The organism is Leptospira harrisiae (genome assembly GCF_002811945.1).
Lineage (GTDB): Bacteria > Spirochaetota > Leptospiria > Leptospirales > Leptospiraceae > Leptospira_A > Leptospira_A harrisiae.
Map to the genome: position 1 here is coordinate 200,364 of NZ_NPDX01000002.1, position 16,559 is coordinate 216,922.

Below are 16,559 nucleotides of genomic sequence, written 5' to 3' on the forward strand. Positions count from 1 at the left end.
AAGACTCCACTCTATGAAAATCCTTTTTGTTGATGACGAAGATACAATCCGCGAATTGTTCTGGGAATACTTCAAAGATGAATTTAATGTCACCCTTGCTTCCGATGGGTTGGAGGCACTTGCGATTTCGAATCAGAATACTTTTGATCTCATTATTTCTGATATCAGCTTACCAAAATTAAATGGAATTCAATTCATTCAAAAACTGAGGGCGGACGGGAATCAAACCCCTTTTTTGGTGATTACAGGCGATAGTGACATTCAAATTGCTATCGACGTATTTAGAATGGGAGCAGTTGACTTTTTCCTGAAGCCTTTCCGAATGGAAGCGCTTCGTTCACGGATCAAAAAATTTGAAAATGCAGACATTGATTTAAGTCTTCTCTTTAATAGTGGTGAAATCATTCAGTTTAGTGCTGATTGTAGAATCAAACTTCGCCCACAAATTAAAAAATTAAATTCCTATATTGCTTTTATCGTAAAACAAATTTTAAATTCTCCCTTAGCGACTCATGAGGATTTGATTTCCATTAAAATTGTTTTATATGAATTATTGGCAAATGCCATAGAACACGGTGTAGCTGGTGTGAGTTATGCTGAAAAACAAGAGTGTCTAGAAGCCAACGAAGACTATTTTAAGTTAGTCGATGCACGCTGCGCAGAAAACAATTCTTTTGTATTTGTAGAAATTTCAATGGATGACGTTGGAATTACAATTGTGATTCGTGATGAAGGGACTGGATTTGCTGTTAGCCAAATACCAAATCCTGTAGTGAATCCTGCTGCCAATTTAGTCAGTGGAAGGGGGATCTTTCTTGCAAAGATGAATATTGATTCTATTGTTTATAATGAAAAAGGTAATGAAGTTAGGTTTTTCAAAACTTGGTACAAACTAATGTAATCCAATTAAAACTGGATCCCTAAGGAAAGGTAAAACCGAAGGTATTCTTTTTTTGGTTCTTCCTCTGTAAATGGTTCTGTAATCAATACACGGGTTTTGCGAGGATCCATCACCGCATAAGAAGCACTCGCTTGTGCAAATAACTTACCGAATTCATTCGATAAAAAACTAACTTTCCCGATGATCTCATTTCCTTTTCCTAATGCAGAATCGGACCGATTTAAAAATAAATCTGTGCGGAAAAAAGAATTCCAATCCATACCCATTTGGATTCCATAAATTCGATTTCCTTTGTTTTCAAAGTTGGGATTTTCTCGTGTGGGTACATCTCGAAACTGAGGTGGATTTACTAAATCCAAAGTCTGATATAATAAAAATGAAGAATATCCACCGAGAACTCTTGGTTCTGCGAAATTGGACGCATAACCATTGCTATTTGAATCTAACCTATCTTTTGAATCTTTTTTGGTCACAAGGCCTGATAAAGCAAAACTAAATTTTTCACCTTGGGAGTGAAGAGACAAATACCCCAAATAAGAATTCGTTGCAATTTGTTTTTCAGACCAGGGAGCCGAGGATGATTTTGACTCGCCAAGAAGCCGAATGCCCACCAAATCCAAAGCCCATGTTTCCCAAAATTTTTTAGATAGGAACTCCATTCCACTGTAGGAATAACGGCCAAAGACCCTTTGGCCAGAAAGAATTTGTCCGTTTGTATTATGGTTGGGATCTGTATATACATAATGAAAAAAACGAAACTCTTCCCAAAATAAAGTTTTTTCAGAACTGAGAAGACCTCCATAAATTTCTCTACGGTATCCGCTCCAAGGAGGTGCAGACCAGTTTTCCCATTCTGGTTTGGCATTTAAACGAATCCCTGTTATGCGAAGGCCGGATGAATGAAAAAAGGAAACGGATCCATAATTTGCCATTCCCACAAAAAAGAATCCAAACCGGTCCAACCGATTGAATCCACGACCCGCTTCCAAGGCCACTTGGATACCTGAAATTTCTTTTGAGGCGAGGGCAGTGATTTCGGAATCATAAATTGTCCTCACTTCCTTACCAACAATCCTTCCTTCGGAGACTCCCACCCTTGGTGCAACGAGGACTGCTAAATTCCATCCTTGGCTCAAATAATAAAACAAACTGGGAGTAGTTAGGATTCCTTGTGTGTAATAACGATTTGCCTTTTCCGAATCTAACCCTCCTTTTTGAGATTGGAATTTGCCTCCAGATATGAGATTTGATTGGAAACCAAATCCCTTCGCCTCTGGTCCCGTTGGAATCGATTGGGATCTTTCTTTGACTACCACTCGTCCGAAATGTCGATTGGCCCGGTCATCATCAAAAATAGAGTCAGAATAGGACTCAGCAAAAAGATTAGAAAAAAAAGAAACTAAGAGAAGGGAAAGTATCCCGATACTTGTAGGGATGAAGAAAATACTTTTGAAATACAGACATGGATTTCTTCTCATTTTCCCTCTTTTGTTGGTTATTTTTTCTTATGGGGAAGCTGACACTCGTTTTTCTCATGATTTGAGTCGGTTTTTTGAAAAGACTGATCATAGTAAAGAAGAAGCAGTCATTTATGTTTATTTGACCGAAGCGGAGAAAACGAAATTTTCTGTTCGTAGAAGAAAAGAACTTTCGCGAGCCATTGTTAGATTCTCACAAAAATTACAATTCCCCGATGGTACTCTGTTAGGTGGATACCATCCAAATTCATCATTGTTTTTATTAGCATGGGCAAAAACCAGATCGGAGTTCCAATCTAATTTATCACGTGGATATGGAATTTTGAGTTTGTCTGAAATGTTTGTTCGTGAATTTGAAATGTCTTCAGGTACTAAAATCAATCGGAATTATGACATCCAAAACGATTCGATCCAATTGAAGATGGTCATTTTGAAATTAAAAGAATCATTGGCAGCTGGAAAATCTGTTAAAGAGTCTTATCTGAAAATATATGAAGGTGATACATCTCCAAATGAATGGGAATTGTTAGAAACTAATTACAAAAAAATATATGAGTTTGTTACTTCCGAAAATAAGCCATAAAATAACCGGTTAATAACAGCCAAGATACTATTTGACCAAGAAACAATGAAATGGCGGCACCGTTGGCGCCCCAATCAGGAATGATCCAATAATCGAATATAGCTCCGAATAACAAACGAAGTAAAGCAAGGCCAGCTAGAAGTCTTGGCAATCCCAAAGCAAACAGCGCCGTCCCTAATGGTGCAAAAACCAATTGAAGTAAAAAGTTTGGATATAAAATTTTAAATACTGATATTGAGTTAGTGTATTTTGTTCCAAATAACAGTGTCAAGATGGGTTCTGCGAGTAAAATTCCGGGTGATAAGGCGATTGCTATCATTCCACCTAAAAATACTGACTTTTTTAGGACGTTCGGGAATTCATCTGTTTCGGCGAGTCGAGCAAGTTTTGGAAAAATAATAGAATTAAAAGTAGCAAGAATGATGATGAATCCACTAAACAATTGCAAGGCGGTTCCGTAATCGGCAACAATTTCTGGTGGATGAAATTGGTTTAAAAAGAAAATTTCCAATCGGTCAGAAAGGATAGCAAAAATTGATGCTGCAAAGGCCCAAAGATTAAAGAGTAATAGTTTTTTTTCATTAGTTCGAACTTCCGCAGGTTCTGCGGTGAAAGAGATCTCTTCTTTGCCAAAAAAGAAAAAAAACAAAAATAAAACAAATATAGGTGCGATACAAAAAATTGCTAGTATATCCATATATGTAAGCGGATGGATACTGGACTCAGATAAATAAATTAACAATAAAAGTCGAACTACATTTGGAAGCGGATTCCAGAGAGAAAGAGATTTGTATTTTCTATACGAAACAAATAAACTTTCGAAATAGGAAATAAATGAAATGATAATCCCACCAAATAACAAAAGTAATAAGACAAAGAAATTTTCATCACTGGTGAGATAAGTGATTAAACAAACTATCGATAAAAATAAAAACGAATAAAATTTGATTCTTAATGATGCACTCAGTATGGCACCTGGATTTTCTTTTTTCTCTGCCATAGGAGAAATGTATTTGATGAGTGCATTGGGTAGTCCAAATTCTGCGACAGCCAAAACAACTGGCAAAAAACCTAAAAAGTATTGGAGTTTTCCATTTTCCGCTTTGCTTAACAAATTTACGGAATAAATCATAAACACTAAATTGGTGATGGCGGATAAAGCTTTTGAGCTACTAACAAAAAAAGAGTTTTTGAGAACTCCTTCTTTTAATAACTCTACTTTTAAAAGTTGAAATATTTTTTTTAATTTTTGCATGTATTAGTTTTGCAAAAACTTTCCTTTTTGGATTTTTTGCAGAACCAATGGAACAAAAAACACCAATGTAAATCCAACTACTAAATAACGGATGTATCTTAAAAACAAATCATCTTTCCATATAGTATTTTTGATTACTATTCCTGGGATTATATAGAGTAATAAGATCAATATCCCTAATACTATCAATCGTATAAGAACCGTAATCCAAAAATTGTTAAAATTTTTAGTTCCGATAGTGAAATCCCATTTAGGAAGAGACCAATCTAAAAACTCTGGTTTACTAAATCTTGGATAAAACAGAATTCCAAGCCAAAAACCTGCCAGGGCACCACTTGCAGTTAAAACTCCCGACAAACTATGGTGATGTTCTATGGAAAGAAAGGGAGAGTCTAATGAGATCGGTGACAAAGTGACTACGATTCCTAACAGACTAAGTGTACGATAATTTTTAGTTAGTAGAAATGCTGGTACAGAATCTTTTTTATAAAATCGTTCGAGTAAAAATAAAAGAATCAGTAAATGAACCACTCCTAATCCAAAACCCAAACTCACATCGCCTAAGTAATGCACTTTGAGATACATTCTGGAAAATGGCATAAAAAGAATGATCAAAGCAGACAGTACTCGAAACCATAGTTTGGGAATTCGATAAGCTAACAGTCCCCAGACGACAACTGCCGAATAAGCATGACCGGAAGGCAAACCAAAAGCTTTTTCATCAAATGCCTCTGGATAAGGAAAAGGTCTTGGGCTTTCTAAATAAAATTTTAATAAAGATACCATCACTGCGGAAGTGAGTAGTCCCAAAGAAAGTTCAAAAGCGAGTTTGGGCCGGTAGTAGATGTAAACGAAGGAAATGAGACCGAGGAAAAAACTACTCCCTCCTAAATAATGGCAGATCGTAGAAATAGTAAGGACGATTCCACCGAGACTTGGATCCCAAATATGGAGAGAATCCAGCGGAAGGGGGGAAAACCAAAGGGAGGTCTGTGCGAGGAGGAGTTCTTTCATAGGAATTTCCATCTAAGATGAAAATCCAACTTGATTTCATAAAGTTTTATTTTGAAATATGTGATGTTTCTATGGATTCTAACCAAAACCCCGCAGATATTTTAGAAAGTCTCTTTGTCATTCCCAGGGAAGTTCCCAAAACCATCCTTCGTAACCTCCTGGAGCTCATTTACGATGTCAAAGTGGCTGGATCAGAAAACATTCCGGAATCCGGTGGGGCTCTCATTATCTCCAACCATACGGATTATTTGGACATACCTGTGCAAGGGGCATTTGCTGACCGAAAGATCGTTTATTTAGGCAAATATGAACTTTTTCACCCCCAAGAAGAGATTATGGCCGTAATCAATCATAAAAACTCTCCATTTAATTACCCCCCTTTAAGCCTAACCAAACCAGTCATTGAGGTGTTACTGAATTCCCTGGGGAGTGTGGTGAAAAAAAACCTAATCAACTGGGGAAGTATGCCCATCATTCGGAACGCCGCCAAGGATTCGGAAATGGACAAACGGGCGGCCATGGACTACTACGAAAAACTGGAAACCTACATGGTGGACCTCATGAAAGAAGGGGAACTTCTTTCCATTTATCCAGAAGGTTCTCGTTCGGAAACGGGTGAATTGCAGTCCTTTCGTGCAATGGCGGCTAAACTTGCCATCCGCGCAGGAGTCCCTATCATCCCGTCCGGAATTGTGGGTGCGACGAATATGTCCAAACCTAAGGCATTTTTAACCGGAGACGCTTTCAAAACCAAAATTCGTTACCAGATAGGAAAACCCATCCTTCCTACCGAGTTCCCAACGGGTCCAGAGAAAAAAGCGGCCAAAGAGCTGACAGAAGTTCTGGAAAATCGCGTCAGGGAGCTAATGAAACAGGCAGAATCCATACTTTAGTCTCGACCTTTCGAAAAAATATGGCATAGTTTCAAAAGCTATGTCATTCCCGTCACATTTTACAATTGAATCTCCACCAATCATTCTAGAACGTTGTTCTCTATGACCACCGAAATCTTAACTTACACCCCCCAAAACAAAATTCGCTTTGTGACGGCGGCCTCTCTCTTTGATGGGCACGACGCCTCCATCAATATCATGCGGAGGATTTTGCAACAAAGTGGGGTGGAAGTGATCCATTTGGGCCACAATCGAAGTGTCCAAGAAATTGTCCAATGTGCCATCCAAGAAGATGTACAAGGAATTGCCATCACCAGTTACCAAGGTGGGCATGTGGAATATTTTCAATACATGATTGATCTTCTGAAAAAAGAAGGGGCAGGTCACATTCGTGTGTTTGGTGGTGGTGGTGGAACCATTCTTCCATCTGAGATTGAAGTCCTTCATAAATACGGTGTGGCACATATTTATTCCCCAGATGAGGGGAGGACTCTCGGTTTGCAAGGGATGATCAATGATGTGGTCAAAAAATCTGATTTCCCTACTCCACTTTCATTTAACGGAGATTTGGCGTCTCAAATCCAAAATAAAAATTATTTAGCACTAGGACAAGCCATCACTCAGATGGAATTTTCTCTCCTGCAAGAAAAAACAAATTATTCCATCAATTTAGAATTTCCTCCACCGAATAAAAACATTCCTGTCCTTGGGATTACGGGAACTGGTGGTGCCGGTAAATCTTCTTTGACTGATGAACTCGTTCGTCGGTACTTACATGATTTTCCAAACCAAACCATAGCGATATTGTCAGTTGACCCATCTAAACGAAAAACCGGTGGGGCACTCCTCGGAGACAGGATTCGAATGAATTCGATTTTTAACGAACGAGTGTATATGAGAAGTTTTGCGACAAGAGAAGCAAACATTGCTCTCAATCGCAGTGTGAAAGGTGCCATTCAAATTTTAAAGTCTGCCGGATATGATCTCGTCATTGTAGAGACTGCTGGTATTGGGCAAAGTGATTCCGAAATTACGGAAGTAGCCGATGTTTCGTTATACGTCATGACACCTGAGTATGGTGCGGCCACCCAATTGGAAAAAATTGATATGATCGATTATGCTGATGTGATTTCCATCAACAAGTTCGACAAACGTGGGGCTCTTGATGCGCTTCGCGATGTTAAAAAACAATACCAAAGATCTCGTAATTTATTCAATGATACCGTGGATTCGATGCCTGTGTATGGAACCATTGCTTCGCAGTTCCAAGACGCAGGGACAGATGAACTTTATGCCCATCTGATTGGCGTTGTGATAAAGAAGTGCCAATTAGATTGGAAAACAAACTCAGCTAAAAATCAAAAAGGTGGAGAAGCCTCTGTTGTGCTTCCTCCGGATCGTGTGCGGTATCTCACAGAAATCAAAGAAGAAATTGATAGGAATGCCGATTGGATCACGAAAGAAGCGGAAATCGCTAGATCCGCCTACCAACTAAAAGGTGCCATTTCTGTTTTATCCAAAAAAGGAAAATCAACTTCTGACTTAGAATCCGAATACCAATTGTTATGGGATTCTTTGTCACTTGATTCACGAAACATTTTAGATACATGGTCTGAAAAAATCGAATCCTTCCGTAAGGAACAGTATTCCTATTTTGTTCGTGGGAAAGAAATCAAAGTTGATAATTATACAGTATCCTTAAGCCATTTAAAAATTCCTAAAATTGCCACTCCTCGTTTTGTAGATTGGGGTGATATTTTACATTGGTCTTACCAAGAAAACTTTCCCGGTTTTTTTCCTTATACGGCGGGAGTGTATCCTTACAAACGAAGTGGGGAAGATCCAACTCGTATGTTTGCAGGAGAAGGTGGACCAGAACGAACCAATCGCCGTTTCCATTATTTGAGTTCGGGAATGCCCGCCAAACGACTGTCAACTGCCTTTGACTCCGTGACATTGTATGGGGAAGATCCAGACATTCGACCTGATATTTATGGAAAGATTGGAAACTCAGGTGTGAACGTTGCCACACTGGATGACGCTAAAAAACTTTATTCAGGATTTGATCTATGTGATCCTTCCACTTCGGTTTCCATGACCATCAATGGTCCTGCACCAATGGTACTTGCATTTTTTCTAAATGCTGCCATTGACCAGGCTTGTGAAAAGTACATTCGTGCGGAAGGGAAAACAGAGGAAGTTAAGTCTCAAATCCAAAAGATTTATGCGGCTAAAGGACTAGGGGTTCCAGGTTTTGGTGGAGATCTACCAGAAACTAACGATGGTTTGGGGCTAATGCTTCTTGGTGTGACGGGTGATGAAGTATTACCTAAAGATGTGTATGCAAAATTAAAAAATGATGCCCTGTCCCAAGTGAGAGGCACGGTGCAAGCAGACATTTTAAAAGAAGACCAAGCCCAAAACACTTGTATCTTCTCCACAGAATTTGCCTTAAAGATGATGGGAGACATCCAACATCATTTCATTCAAAATGCAGTTCGCAATTTTTATTCGGTGTCAATCAGCGGGTATCATATCGCAGAAGCTGGTGCTAATCCTATCACTCAAGTTGCTTTCACATTAGCCAATGGATTTACTTATGTAGAATATTATTTAAGTCGTGGGATGGATATCAACGAGTTTGCTCCGAACCTATCTTTCTTTTTTTCCAATGGAATTGATCCTGAGTATTCCGTGATTGGACGTGTGGCTCGTAGGATTTGGGCGAAGGCAATGAAGTTCAAATACCGAGCCAATGAACGTTCCCAAATGTTAAAGTATCATATCCAAACATCGGGTAGATCACTTCACTCACAAGAGATTGATTTTAACGACATTAGGACCACATTGCAAGCGTTATATGCTATTTATGACAATTGTAATTCTCTTCATACCAATGCTTATGATGAGGCCATCACAACGCCAACAGAAGAGTCCGTTCGAAGAGCCGTTGCCATCCAACTCATCATCAATCGGGAGTTAGGTCTTGCGAAAAATGAAAATCCTTTACAAGGTGCTTTCATCATTGAAGAGCTTACCAATTTGGTAGAAGAAGCCATCTTAACCGAATTCAACCGACTCACAGAAAGAGGCGGGGTGCTTGGTGCGATGGAGAGGATGTACCAAAGGAATAAAATCCAAGAAGAATCCCTCCATTATGAAACTTTAAAACATACAGGTGAATATCCAATCATTGGTGTGAATACATTCCTCAATCGAAATGGATCGCCTACCGTCATTCCAGGTGAGGTCATTCGATCGACAGATGAGGAGAAAAGGCAACAAATTGGAAATTTGAAGGCGTTTCAAAAACGAAATGAAGACAAAACAGAGCTTGCGATTACAAAATTAAAACAAGTGTCTCGTGCGAAAGAAAATATCTTTCAAGAGTTACTGGAAACGGTGAAAGTGGCGTCCTTAGGGCAAATCTCTCACGCATTGTACGAAGTGGGAGGTCAGTACCGCCGTAACATGTAAACAAAGGAAAGGGTAGGGCAACTATCCTTGGTAACTCTATGATTTCTTGGGATTTAATCAAAAAACACAAACTGGGGATTCCATTACTCTGGGACATAACGATGGTTTTTGTTGTCCTTGGGAACTTAGCTCTCATCATTTTTGATTTGAGTTATTTGAGTTTACGACCGTTTTACTTTCATAAGTTTCCAGAAATTTTGGAACTTTACGACAAACCAATTTTAGGAATTGAAACTCACAGGACAACAACGGCTTACACTGATTTGGTGGATGATCTAAAATATTTAACGCAACTACGTGATGATAGTTTCCGAGAAAACCAAAGAAAAATTACTAGAGAAGAAATTTATAAAACACTTACTTCCCTAAAATCACAAGTATCCAGTGAAAAGTTTGATTTCTTATATCTTACTTTTGAATCGGCCATTCAAATTGAAGATGCTCAAGTCCGCAGAAAAAAAGTAGAAGATACTCTTGTTCAACTCAATGATTTTTTTAACGTTTTAGAAGAAACCGATGAAATCACAACTCTTGGTGACCTATCAGAAAAATATGCTTTTATCAACCGGTTGAGTGTTGAGACGAACGAATCCAAAGAAATTTTGTCCATTTTCCAAAAGATGGACAAACGGATGTTAGAGATTGTAGAAACTAATCCATTTGCGATGTCAGGCCAAACAAAATTTTTGAATGAAATCCAAACCAATATTAAAAGCGAATACCAAACTCATAAAACAAAGGCTCGTGATCTCAAACTCAGACAAGAACTAGATCCAGTTTTAAACAGGGATCGAATTCCATCCACGGTGGTGGCCTTTGCTTGGTTTTGGAGAGACCAAAATAGATCACTCGAACAAAAAATTGATTTTTTTAATTCTCATTTTAGAGAATATTTTGCTTTGAATTACTACCGAGCCATTGCCTCCGATGGAAGCCCTGTTAACAACTATTTGTTGTTAGATGCACCGTTTTTATTTTTCTTTTTGGCTGAATTTATCCTTAGTTGGCTGATTGCCATTCGTAATAAAACATATATCGCTTGGTTTTTATATCCCATTTATCATTGGTACGATGTATTGGGACTCATTCCCATCGCAACATTTCGTTTTTTCCGTTTGGTTCGGGTGTATAAAATTTATTTGATGTTACAAACCAATCAATTCACCCGTATTTTAGGAAATGATTTGATAAGTAAAACATTGCGCTATTATTCCAATATCATCAAAGAAGAAATTTCTGATATTGTAACGATTCAGATCCTTACAGAAACACAAAATGAAGTGAAGTCGGGTAACTCTCTTGACCAACTCGTGAATGCCATTGACCAAAACCGTGATGAATTAAAAAAAGTAGCGATCAAAAATATTGCTAAGTCTGCTCAGAATCCAAACTTACAAGCGTTAATTCAAAATTTAGTGACAGAAGTTTCGGAACGTGTTTCTGCAAATATGAAACCAATATCGTTACTTCCCAAAGACATGCAGGCAAATCTTACCAGACAAATTAGTTTAACGATTTATTCTGCGGTTTCACAAGCGACGGTAGCAATGGCGACAGATCCTTCAGGAAGAAAGTCAATTGAGAACTTAATTGATTATATCATCGATGAAATGATTCTTGTTGCACAAGATCCTGATATGATAAAACTGAATACCAACATTACTGTGGCACTCATTGAAAATATGAAGAAGTCGATTGGTGAAAAAAAATGGCTGAAAGCAGAAATCGGAAATAGTTAAACTATCCAAAAAAGCATTTCTTTAAAACTTTCGAACACTGTTTTAATAAGAAAAAAGTCTTGTTTTCTTCTGAAAACAAGATGAGATCGATCCACTTTGTTTTCTTTTGTAAATATATTTCTCATTTTGGTTTTCTTTGTTTTGTTAGGGGAAAACTTAAAAGCAGATCCAAATCCAAAGGTTGATTCAAACCATTCCAATGTTTCTAATTCAGATAAGAAAGATAAAACAAAAAAAATAACTGAGTCGAAATCAAAACATAAACCAAACAGATCTTTACACCTTAAAAACCAAAAAGGCTATTGGCAACCTATGGAACTTGTTTGGGATGAAAGTTCGGGTGCAGTAGCTCCTGAGTTTCGATTTGCAAAACAATACCAATTAGTAACACAAAAAAAGAAGATCATCCTATCGCGCCGAGTAGTGGAGAAAGGAAAATTGATTGTAAATGATTCGAATGAAATTTCACCGCATATATATCAGAAATGGATGAATTCACTTTTCCAATTGGAAATCAATCATCTTCCAATGGAAGAAATTCCTAAAGAACAATTGACAGGTGTAAGTTATAACTACGTCTCATTTTTATTTGGAGGCGCCAAATCAAAGTTTTATTACCAGTTGGAAGACCGAAAAAATCCGGATTGGAAACAAAAAAATAGTATCATACAAATCATAGAGAGGATGAAACCATGAATCTAAAACGAAATTGGAATTGGCTAGGACTTTGTTTATTACTGACAAGTGCTGTTTTTGGAGAGGAATTTGATCCAAGTAGTGTTCGTTCGCCTGGGTGTCAGCCGGGAACATTTTCATGTGGATACATTCCTAGTTCCAAAGAAATCCAAGATAGTATTCCTCTTAAAAGAGATTTTAATTCCTTTGAAGAATTACCCAAAGCCATTGATTTGTCTTCACAGATGCCACCTGTCGGAAACCAAGGTAGACAAAATAGTTGTGTAGCATGGGCCACTGGTTATGCGATCAAATCTTATTTGTTAAAAAACAAAGGACAGGCACCAGAATATGATCCTCCATTTGCTGGTGGAAAGGGAAAATTTGTTTTTTCTCCAGCGTTTATTTACAACCAACAAAATGGTGGAGAAGACAAAGGTTTGTACTATTATAAAACTATGGAATTTTTAAAGTCTAATGGAGCTGCTCCTTGGAGTAGTATGCCTTATTCTGATAAAGATTATCTCACGCAACCTTCACAGTCTTCAAAAAAAGAAGCACTTAAATACAAAATTAAATCCTTCTCTAGATTAAATTATAAAAATCCAGATGAGATTAAACGGGTATTAGCTGGTAAGAATGTTGTGATGGTAGGTATGATCATAGATGATGCCTTTTATAAATTAAAAGGATCTACAATTTATGACGAGAATGGTGGCCAAAGTTATGGCGGGCACGCCATGACAATTGTTGGATACGATGATCAAAAAAAATCAAAATCTGGAAAAAAAGGTGCCTTTAAATTACAAAACTCTTGGGGAACCAATTGGGGTGATAAAGGATTCGGTTGGGTTTCTTATTCAATGCTTGCAAAAGTAAGTCAAGAAACCTATGCCATTATCGATGAACCACCAACTCAAAGTACACCAATCCTTAATACGATACCAACAAAAAAACCAATCCTTCCTCCAGATGAAATTAAAGTATCAAAAGGAGAATTTGACTCAAAGATTATTTTAACTTGGAAAAATCAAGATTTAGCCGTTGCTTATTTGATTCAAAGAAAAGATGAATCTGAATTTTATGATCTAGCTTATTCTGATAAACCAAGTTTTATCGATGTAAACGTTTCACTTAACTCTACCTATGTGTATAGACTTGTATCGATAGGTACAGAAGAAGTATCTGACGTATCCTTCGATGTGGAAGGATTTACATCTGCTGAACCAAATCCAAACGGGAGTATCGGTCAAGTCGTAGGTCTTACTGGTTTGGTTTATGTGAGTGGAACCCTACCGAATGTAGATTTAAGTTGGTCTGAATTGGATGGAGCCAGTGGTTATACAATCGCACGTGCAGACTCATCTTTAAAATGGAAAAATATAGGTACAAGTAAAACTTCCCATTTCATTGATCCTTCTCCAAAAATTGGTGAATCAAATTATTATCGAGTGAGTGCCATTGTACAATTAAAACAAGCTGGTGTTTGGAGTGACGCAGCAGTGATTGACGTTGCAGACCAAAATTTATTGCCTAATCAAGTAACTCATTTAACAGCAACAAACGGAGATTTTTCTAATAAAATTATTTTGAATTGGAATGCAGCTCCTGGGGCAAAGATTTATTATTTATATCGATTTGATGAAAGAGCCGAACCTTCCGGCCAGTTTGAAATTTCAGGAACAACATTTACGGATACAGATCAATCCATTCAAAATGGTGACCAATTTTTATATACAATCATTTCTGCAAATGATCTTGGGTATGCGGAACCAAGTGAAGTGGTGTTTGGGAAAACAGATCCTAGTCTAACAAAAAGAGCGGGTGGTGTGACACTAAATCCTCCGAAACTGTTGACATCAAATCCTATTGGTAAAGATAAACTTGTAACTTTGAAGTGGGATTCTGTTAAAGATAGTTTTGAATATTATATTTATCGCAAACACTTAAAAGGAAAAGGGAAAGTTGGAAAACTTGAATTTGTTGCTAGCGTAGAAGGTAAAAAAAATTCCTATAGTGAAACTTTTCCAGGAAACGGAGGTGATTTGTTTTTATATACAGTCCGATCTAAATCGGAATTTGGTGCTGAATCGAAAGATTCCAATTTTGTTTCAATCTTTTGGAATGAACCGAAAACCCAAGTAAAGAAAAGAGCAATTTCATTGGAAGAATTACCTAGTTCCTTTGTAGGAACTTGGACTTCTATGTATTGGAATCCAAAATCAGGACCACAAACGGTAGAAATTGAAATTGTTGGAAATGGACAAGTTTTTTCCGCAAGATTAAAGTTAAACGATAAAGATGTTCGTCAATTCTCCGGTACCTGGACACCCGGAAGTCAAACGATTAAGACTAATGGATTTTTATTTGAAATATCTAAGTCTTTAGAAGGAAATTCTTTAGCTCAGTTCCAATCAGTTAAAGACTTTGAGAACGGCGTGGAACTGAGTTTTACGAAAGAGAAATAAGATTGTATCAATTAATTTGATACATCATTCAATAGATTGTAAAAACAACCAAAGTGCCTTAAGTTCGGTGTCTGTCAGTTGGCTTAAACTTTTCCAAGGCATTGGAAATTTCATTTCTGAACCATCGGGACGTTTTCCTGTTCTGATGGTTTGGATAAAGTTTGACTCCGTATAATTCGTTAATCCCTTTTTGCTGATGTCTTGTGCTGGTGGCCATTCTGGAGGAGCACCTTGGATCGGGCCTCCTTTTAAATTGAATCCATGGCAACCTGTGCATGTTGATGCAACATATTTTCCATATTCTAAGGATACAGATGGTGTAATGTTCGCTAGGTGAGTTGCTTCATGATTAATAATTTCTGCAGAAACTAAAACTGGGATTTCTCCAATTAAAAATAGAAATCTACCTAATGGTCCTGGGCTAACTTCTCCTTGGGCTTTATCTAATCCAGGTAAAGAACGTAAGAAGGCAATTAACTTTCCGACATCTTCGTTGGTCATACCTTGGAAGTCGGTAGAAGGCATAAATATTAAAGCTTTTCCATTTTTTCCCACTCCATGGCGGATAGCGATGGCAAGTTCTTCGTCAGTTCGATCTGAAAGAATTCCTCCCTTACCAGTTGTTAGGTTGGAGCCAGATAAAGTGCCAATTGCTGGATTTTCTATGAATGTTTTGCCACTTGCATTAGCGTCGTGACAATCGCCACAACCTCGCGACTGGTAAAGACGTTTTCCTTCCATGATATCAACTGGTTTGGAAAATTTAGGAATAGATACAGAATTCACTTTGTACGTTTTGTTCATACGAGCGGAACTCAATGTATAAATAGTGGTGACTAACACTACAAGAATGCTCGCTAAGGATAGAAAGGTAACGGTAAGGATACGCGAAATTTTTTTCATAGGTGGAGCAAAGAGACAAAAGAAGATGTTTTTGGTCAAGGGAGATTTGAGGGAGTTTTTGGGGCGGGTACAGATTGGATATTTGTATCCCCGCCCGATTGTAGGGTGGGGAACTAGACCCGCCACCCAATGACTACCTTCTATCATACCTCAGTCAATTTTGCGAGCACATCGATCACTTACAAAAAAAATCTCAAAGGAAGTTCATATTACTGCAAATAGTGACTCTGCAGAGTCAATGGCATAGTTTGAATTTTAGAACAATTAAATGAGTGAATCAAACTTAGGAATTAAATAGATAATCTTACTTGTTTTGTTTTCCTGAGTGCCTTAGAATTTAAAGAGTCATCGCCATCTTATGATAAAAATAATCAATCGGTTTCGCTTCCTTTAAATCTATATGACTAAAAAAATTGAATATCTCTTAAAGAATTCTCATCTACCTGGTCCAAGAGGTAATTTGGAACTTTTGTATTCATTTTCAAAAAATACAAACGAAAGTGAAGTTAATGAATGTTTATCTTTTTATAATGATGATTTGAGTAATTCTCCAGAAGAATTCGTGGTCATGTGTGGAATTGTAGGTTATTGCATATTAAATAAAAAGAATATTAAAAAAACATTAACTACCATAAGGAGATATGTTTCTCATAGTAGCTGGCGAATTAGAGAATCAGTTGCCATTGGTATCCAAGAAATTGCAGAAAACAACAAGGTGGAAATACTTACTAACCTTAAGAAATGGATGAATGGAAATGATTTAGAAAAACGAACAATTGTGGCAGCTTTATGTGAACCAAAACTTTTAAAGGAAAAAACTTTTAATATTGAATTAATAAAAATCCTCTATGAGCTTACAATGGCCTTCGACCAAATTGATGGAAAACTTTCTGAAAACCAAACTACTTTACGAAAAACGCTCGGTTATGGATGGAGTGTTGCGATTGTGCCTATTCCCAAAGAGGGGAAAATCGCATTTGAAAAAATTGCAAAATGTAATAACAAACATATCAAATGGATTGTGAAAGAAAATTTAAAAAAGAATCGGTTAAAGGTAATGGATAAAAAGTGGGTGGAGCAGTTACTCTCCTCTTTTACATAACAGAGAAAGGTTAACCTATATTTTGGATTCTAAATGTAGTCTAGAAACTCTGACAATGAACCAGTATCTAT

The 16,559-nt window shown here is 37.4% G+C and carries 12 protein-coding genes; 8 read left to right on the forward strand and 4 right to left on the reverse strand.

From position 1 onward, the window contains the following. The first annotated feature begins 13 nt into the window (after positions 1 to 13). Positions 14 to 901 carry an ATP-binding response regulator gene (locus CH364_RS10790; protein ID WP_100743913.1) on the forward strand — a complete coding sequence of 296 codons (888 nt, stop codon included), beginning with the start codon at positions 14 to 16 and terminating at the stop codon, positions 899 to 901. Between the two features lie 5 nt (positions 902 to 906). Here the strand turns inward: CH364_RS10790 and CH364_RS10795 are convergent, their stop codons facing one another. Then, entirely contained in the window at positions 907 to 2,379 is a 1,473-nt protein-coding gene (locus tag CH364_RS10795; protein ID WP_243401349.1) for a hypothetical protein, read from the reverse strand. Between CH364_RS10795 and CH364_RS10800 the strand changes: the two genes are divergently transcribed. Next, positions 2,336 to 2,962 (forward strand): hypothetical protein, encoded by a 627-nt coding sequence (locus tag CH364_RS10800; RefSeq protein WP_100744730.1) that lies wholly within the window; start codon positions 2,336 to 2,338, stop codon positions 2,960 to 2,962. The genes CH364_RS10795 and CH364_RS10800 overlap by 44 nt on opposite strands. Here the strand turns inward: CH364_RS10800 and CH364_RS10805 are convergent. Both CH364_RS10805 and CH364_RS10810 read right to left on the reverse strand, forming a co-directional pair. Then, the gene (locus CH364_RS10805; RefSeq protein WP_100743914.1) at positions 2,940 to 4,217 is read right to left on the reverse strand and encodes an oligosaccharide flippase family protein; all 1,278 of its coding nucleotides are present in this window, start codon (positions 4,215 to 4,217) and stop codon (positions 2,940 to 2,942) included. The two genes, CH364_RS10800 and CH364_RS10805, sit on opposite strands and share 23 nt — an antisense overlap. A 3-nt stretch (positions 4,218 to 4,220) precedes the next feature. Continuing rightward, positions 4,221 to 5,231, reverse strand: a complete 1,011-nt coding sequence (locus CH364_RS10810; protein WP_244280409.1) for a phosphatase PAP2 family protein — start codon at positions 5,229 to 5,231, stop codon at positions 4,221 to 4,223. A gap of 71 nt (positions 5,232 to 5,302) precedes the next feature. On the opposite strand from CH364_RS10810, the gene CH364_RS10815 reads away from it, so the two are divergent. The 5 genes from CH364_RS10815 (at position 5,303) to CH364_RS10840 (ending at position 14,483) form a co-directional block, all read left to right on the forward strand. Next, positions 5,303 to 6,124, forward strand: a complete 822-nt coding sequence (locus CH364_RS10815; protein ID WP_207762286.1) for a lysophospholipid acyltransferase family protein — start codon at positions 5,303 to 5,305, stop codon at positions 6,122 to 6,124. A gap of 102 nt (positions 6,125 to 6,226) precedes the next feature. Beyond that, entirely contained in the window at positions 6,227 to 9,601 is a 3,375-nt protein-coding gene (locus CH364_RS10820) for a methylmalonyl-CoA mutase family protein (RefSeq protein WP_100743917.1), read from the forward strand. A 38-nt stretch (positions 9,602 to 9,639) separates the two neighbouring features. Further along, complete coding sequence (locus CH364_RS10825; protein ID WP_100743918.1) at positions 9,640 to 11,340, forward strand: hypothetical protein; 1,701 nt, start codon at positions 9,640 to 9,642, stop codon at positions 11,338 to 11,340. Positions 11,341 to 11,436: 96 nt separating this feature from the next. Further along, the gene (locus CH364_RS10835; RefSeq protein ID WP_207762261.1) at positions 11,437 to 12,036 is read left to right on the forward strand and encodes a permease; all 600 of its coding nucleotides are present in this window, start codon (positions 11,437 to 11,439) and stop codon (positions 12,034 to 12,036) included. Continuing rightward, complete coding sequence (locus CH364_RS10840; protein WP_100743919.1) at positions 12,033 to 14,483, forward strand: C1 family peptidase; 2,451 nt, start codon at positions 12,033 to 12,035, stop codon at positions 14,481 to 14,483. The genes CH364_RS10835 and CH364_RS10840 overlap by 4 nt, the downstream gene beginning before the upstream one ends. Positions 14,484 to 14,507: 24 nt before the next feature. On the opposite strand, the gene CH364_RS10845 is transcribed toward CH364_RS10840, so the two are convergent. Then, a complete protein-coding gene (locus tag CH364_RS10845) occupies positions 14,508 to 15,287 on the reverse strand; it encodes a cytochrome c (protein ID WP_100744734.1) in 780 nt (259 codons plus the stop codon). A gap of 559 nt (positions 15,288 to 15,846) precedes the next feature. Here CH364_RS10845 and CH364_RS10850 point away from each other — a divergent pair. Next, positions 15,847 to 16,488, forward strand: coding sequence for a hypothetical protein (locus tag CH364_RS10850; protein WP_244280410.1), 642 nt, complete (start codon positions 15,847 to 15,849; stop codon positions 16,486 to 16,488). The last annotated feature ends 71 nt before the right edge of the window (positions 16,489 to 16,559 follow it).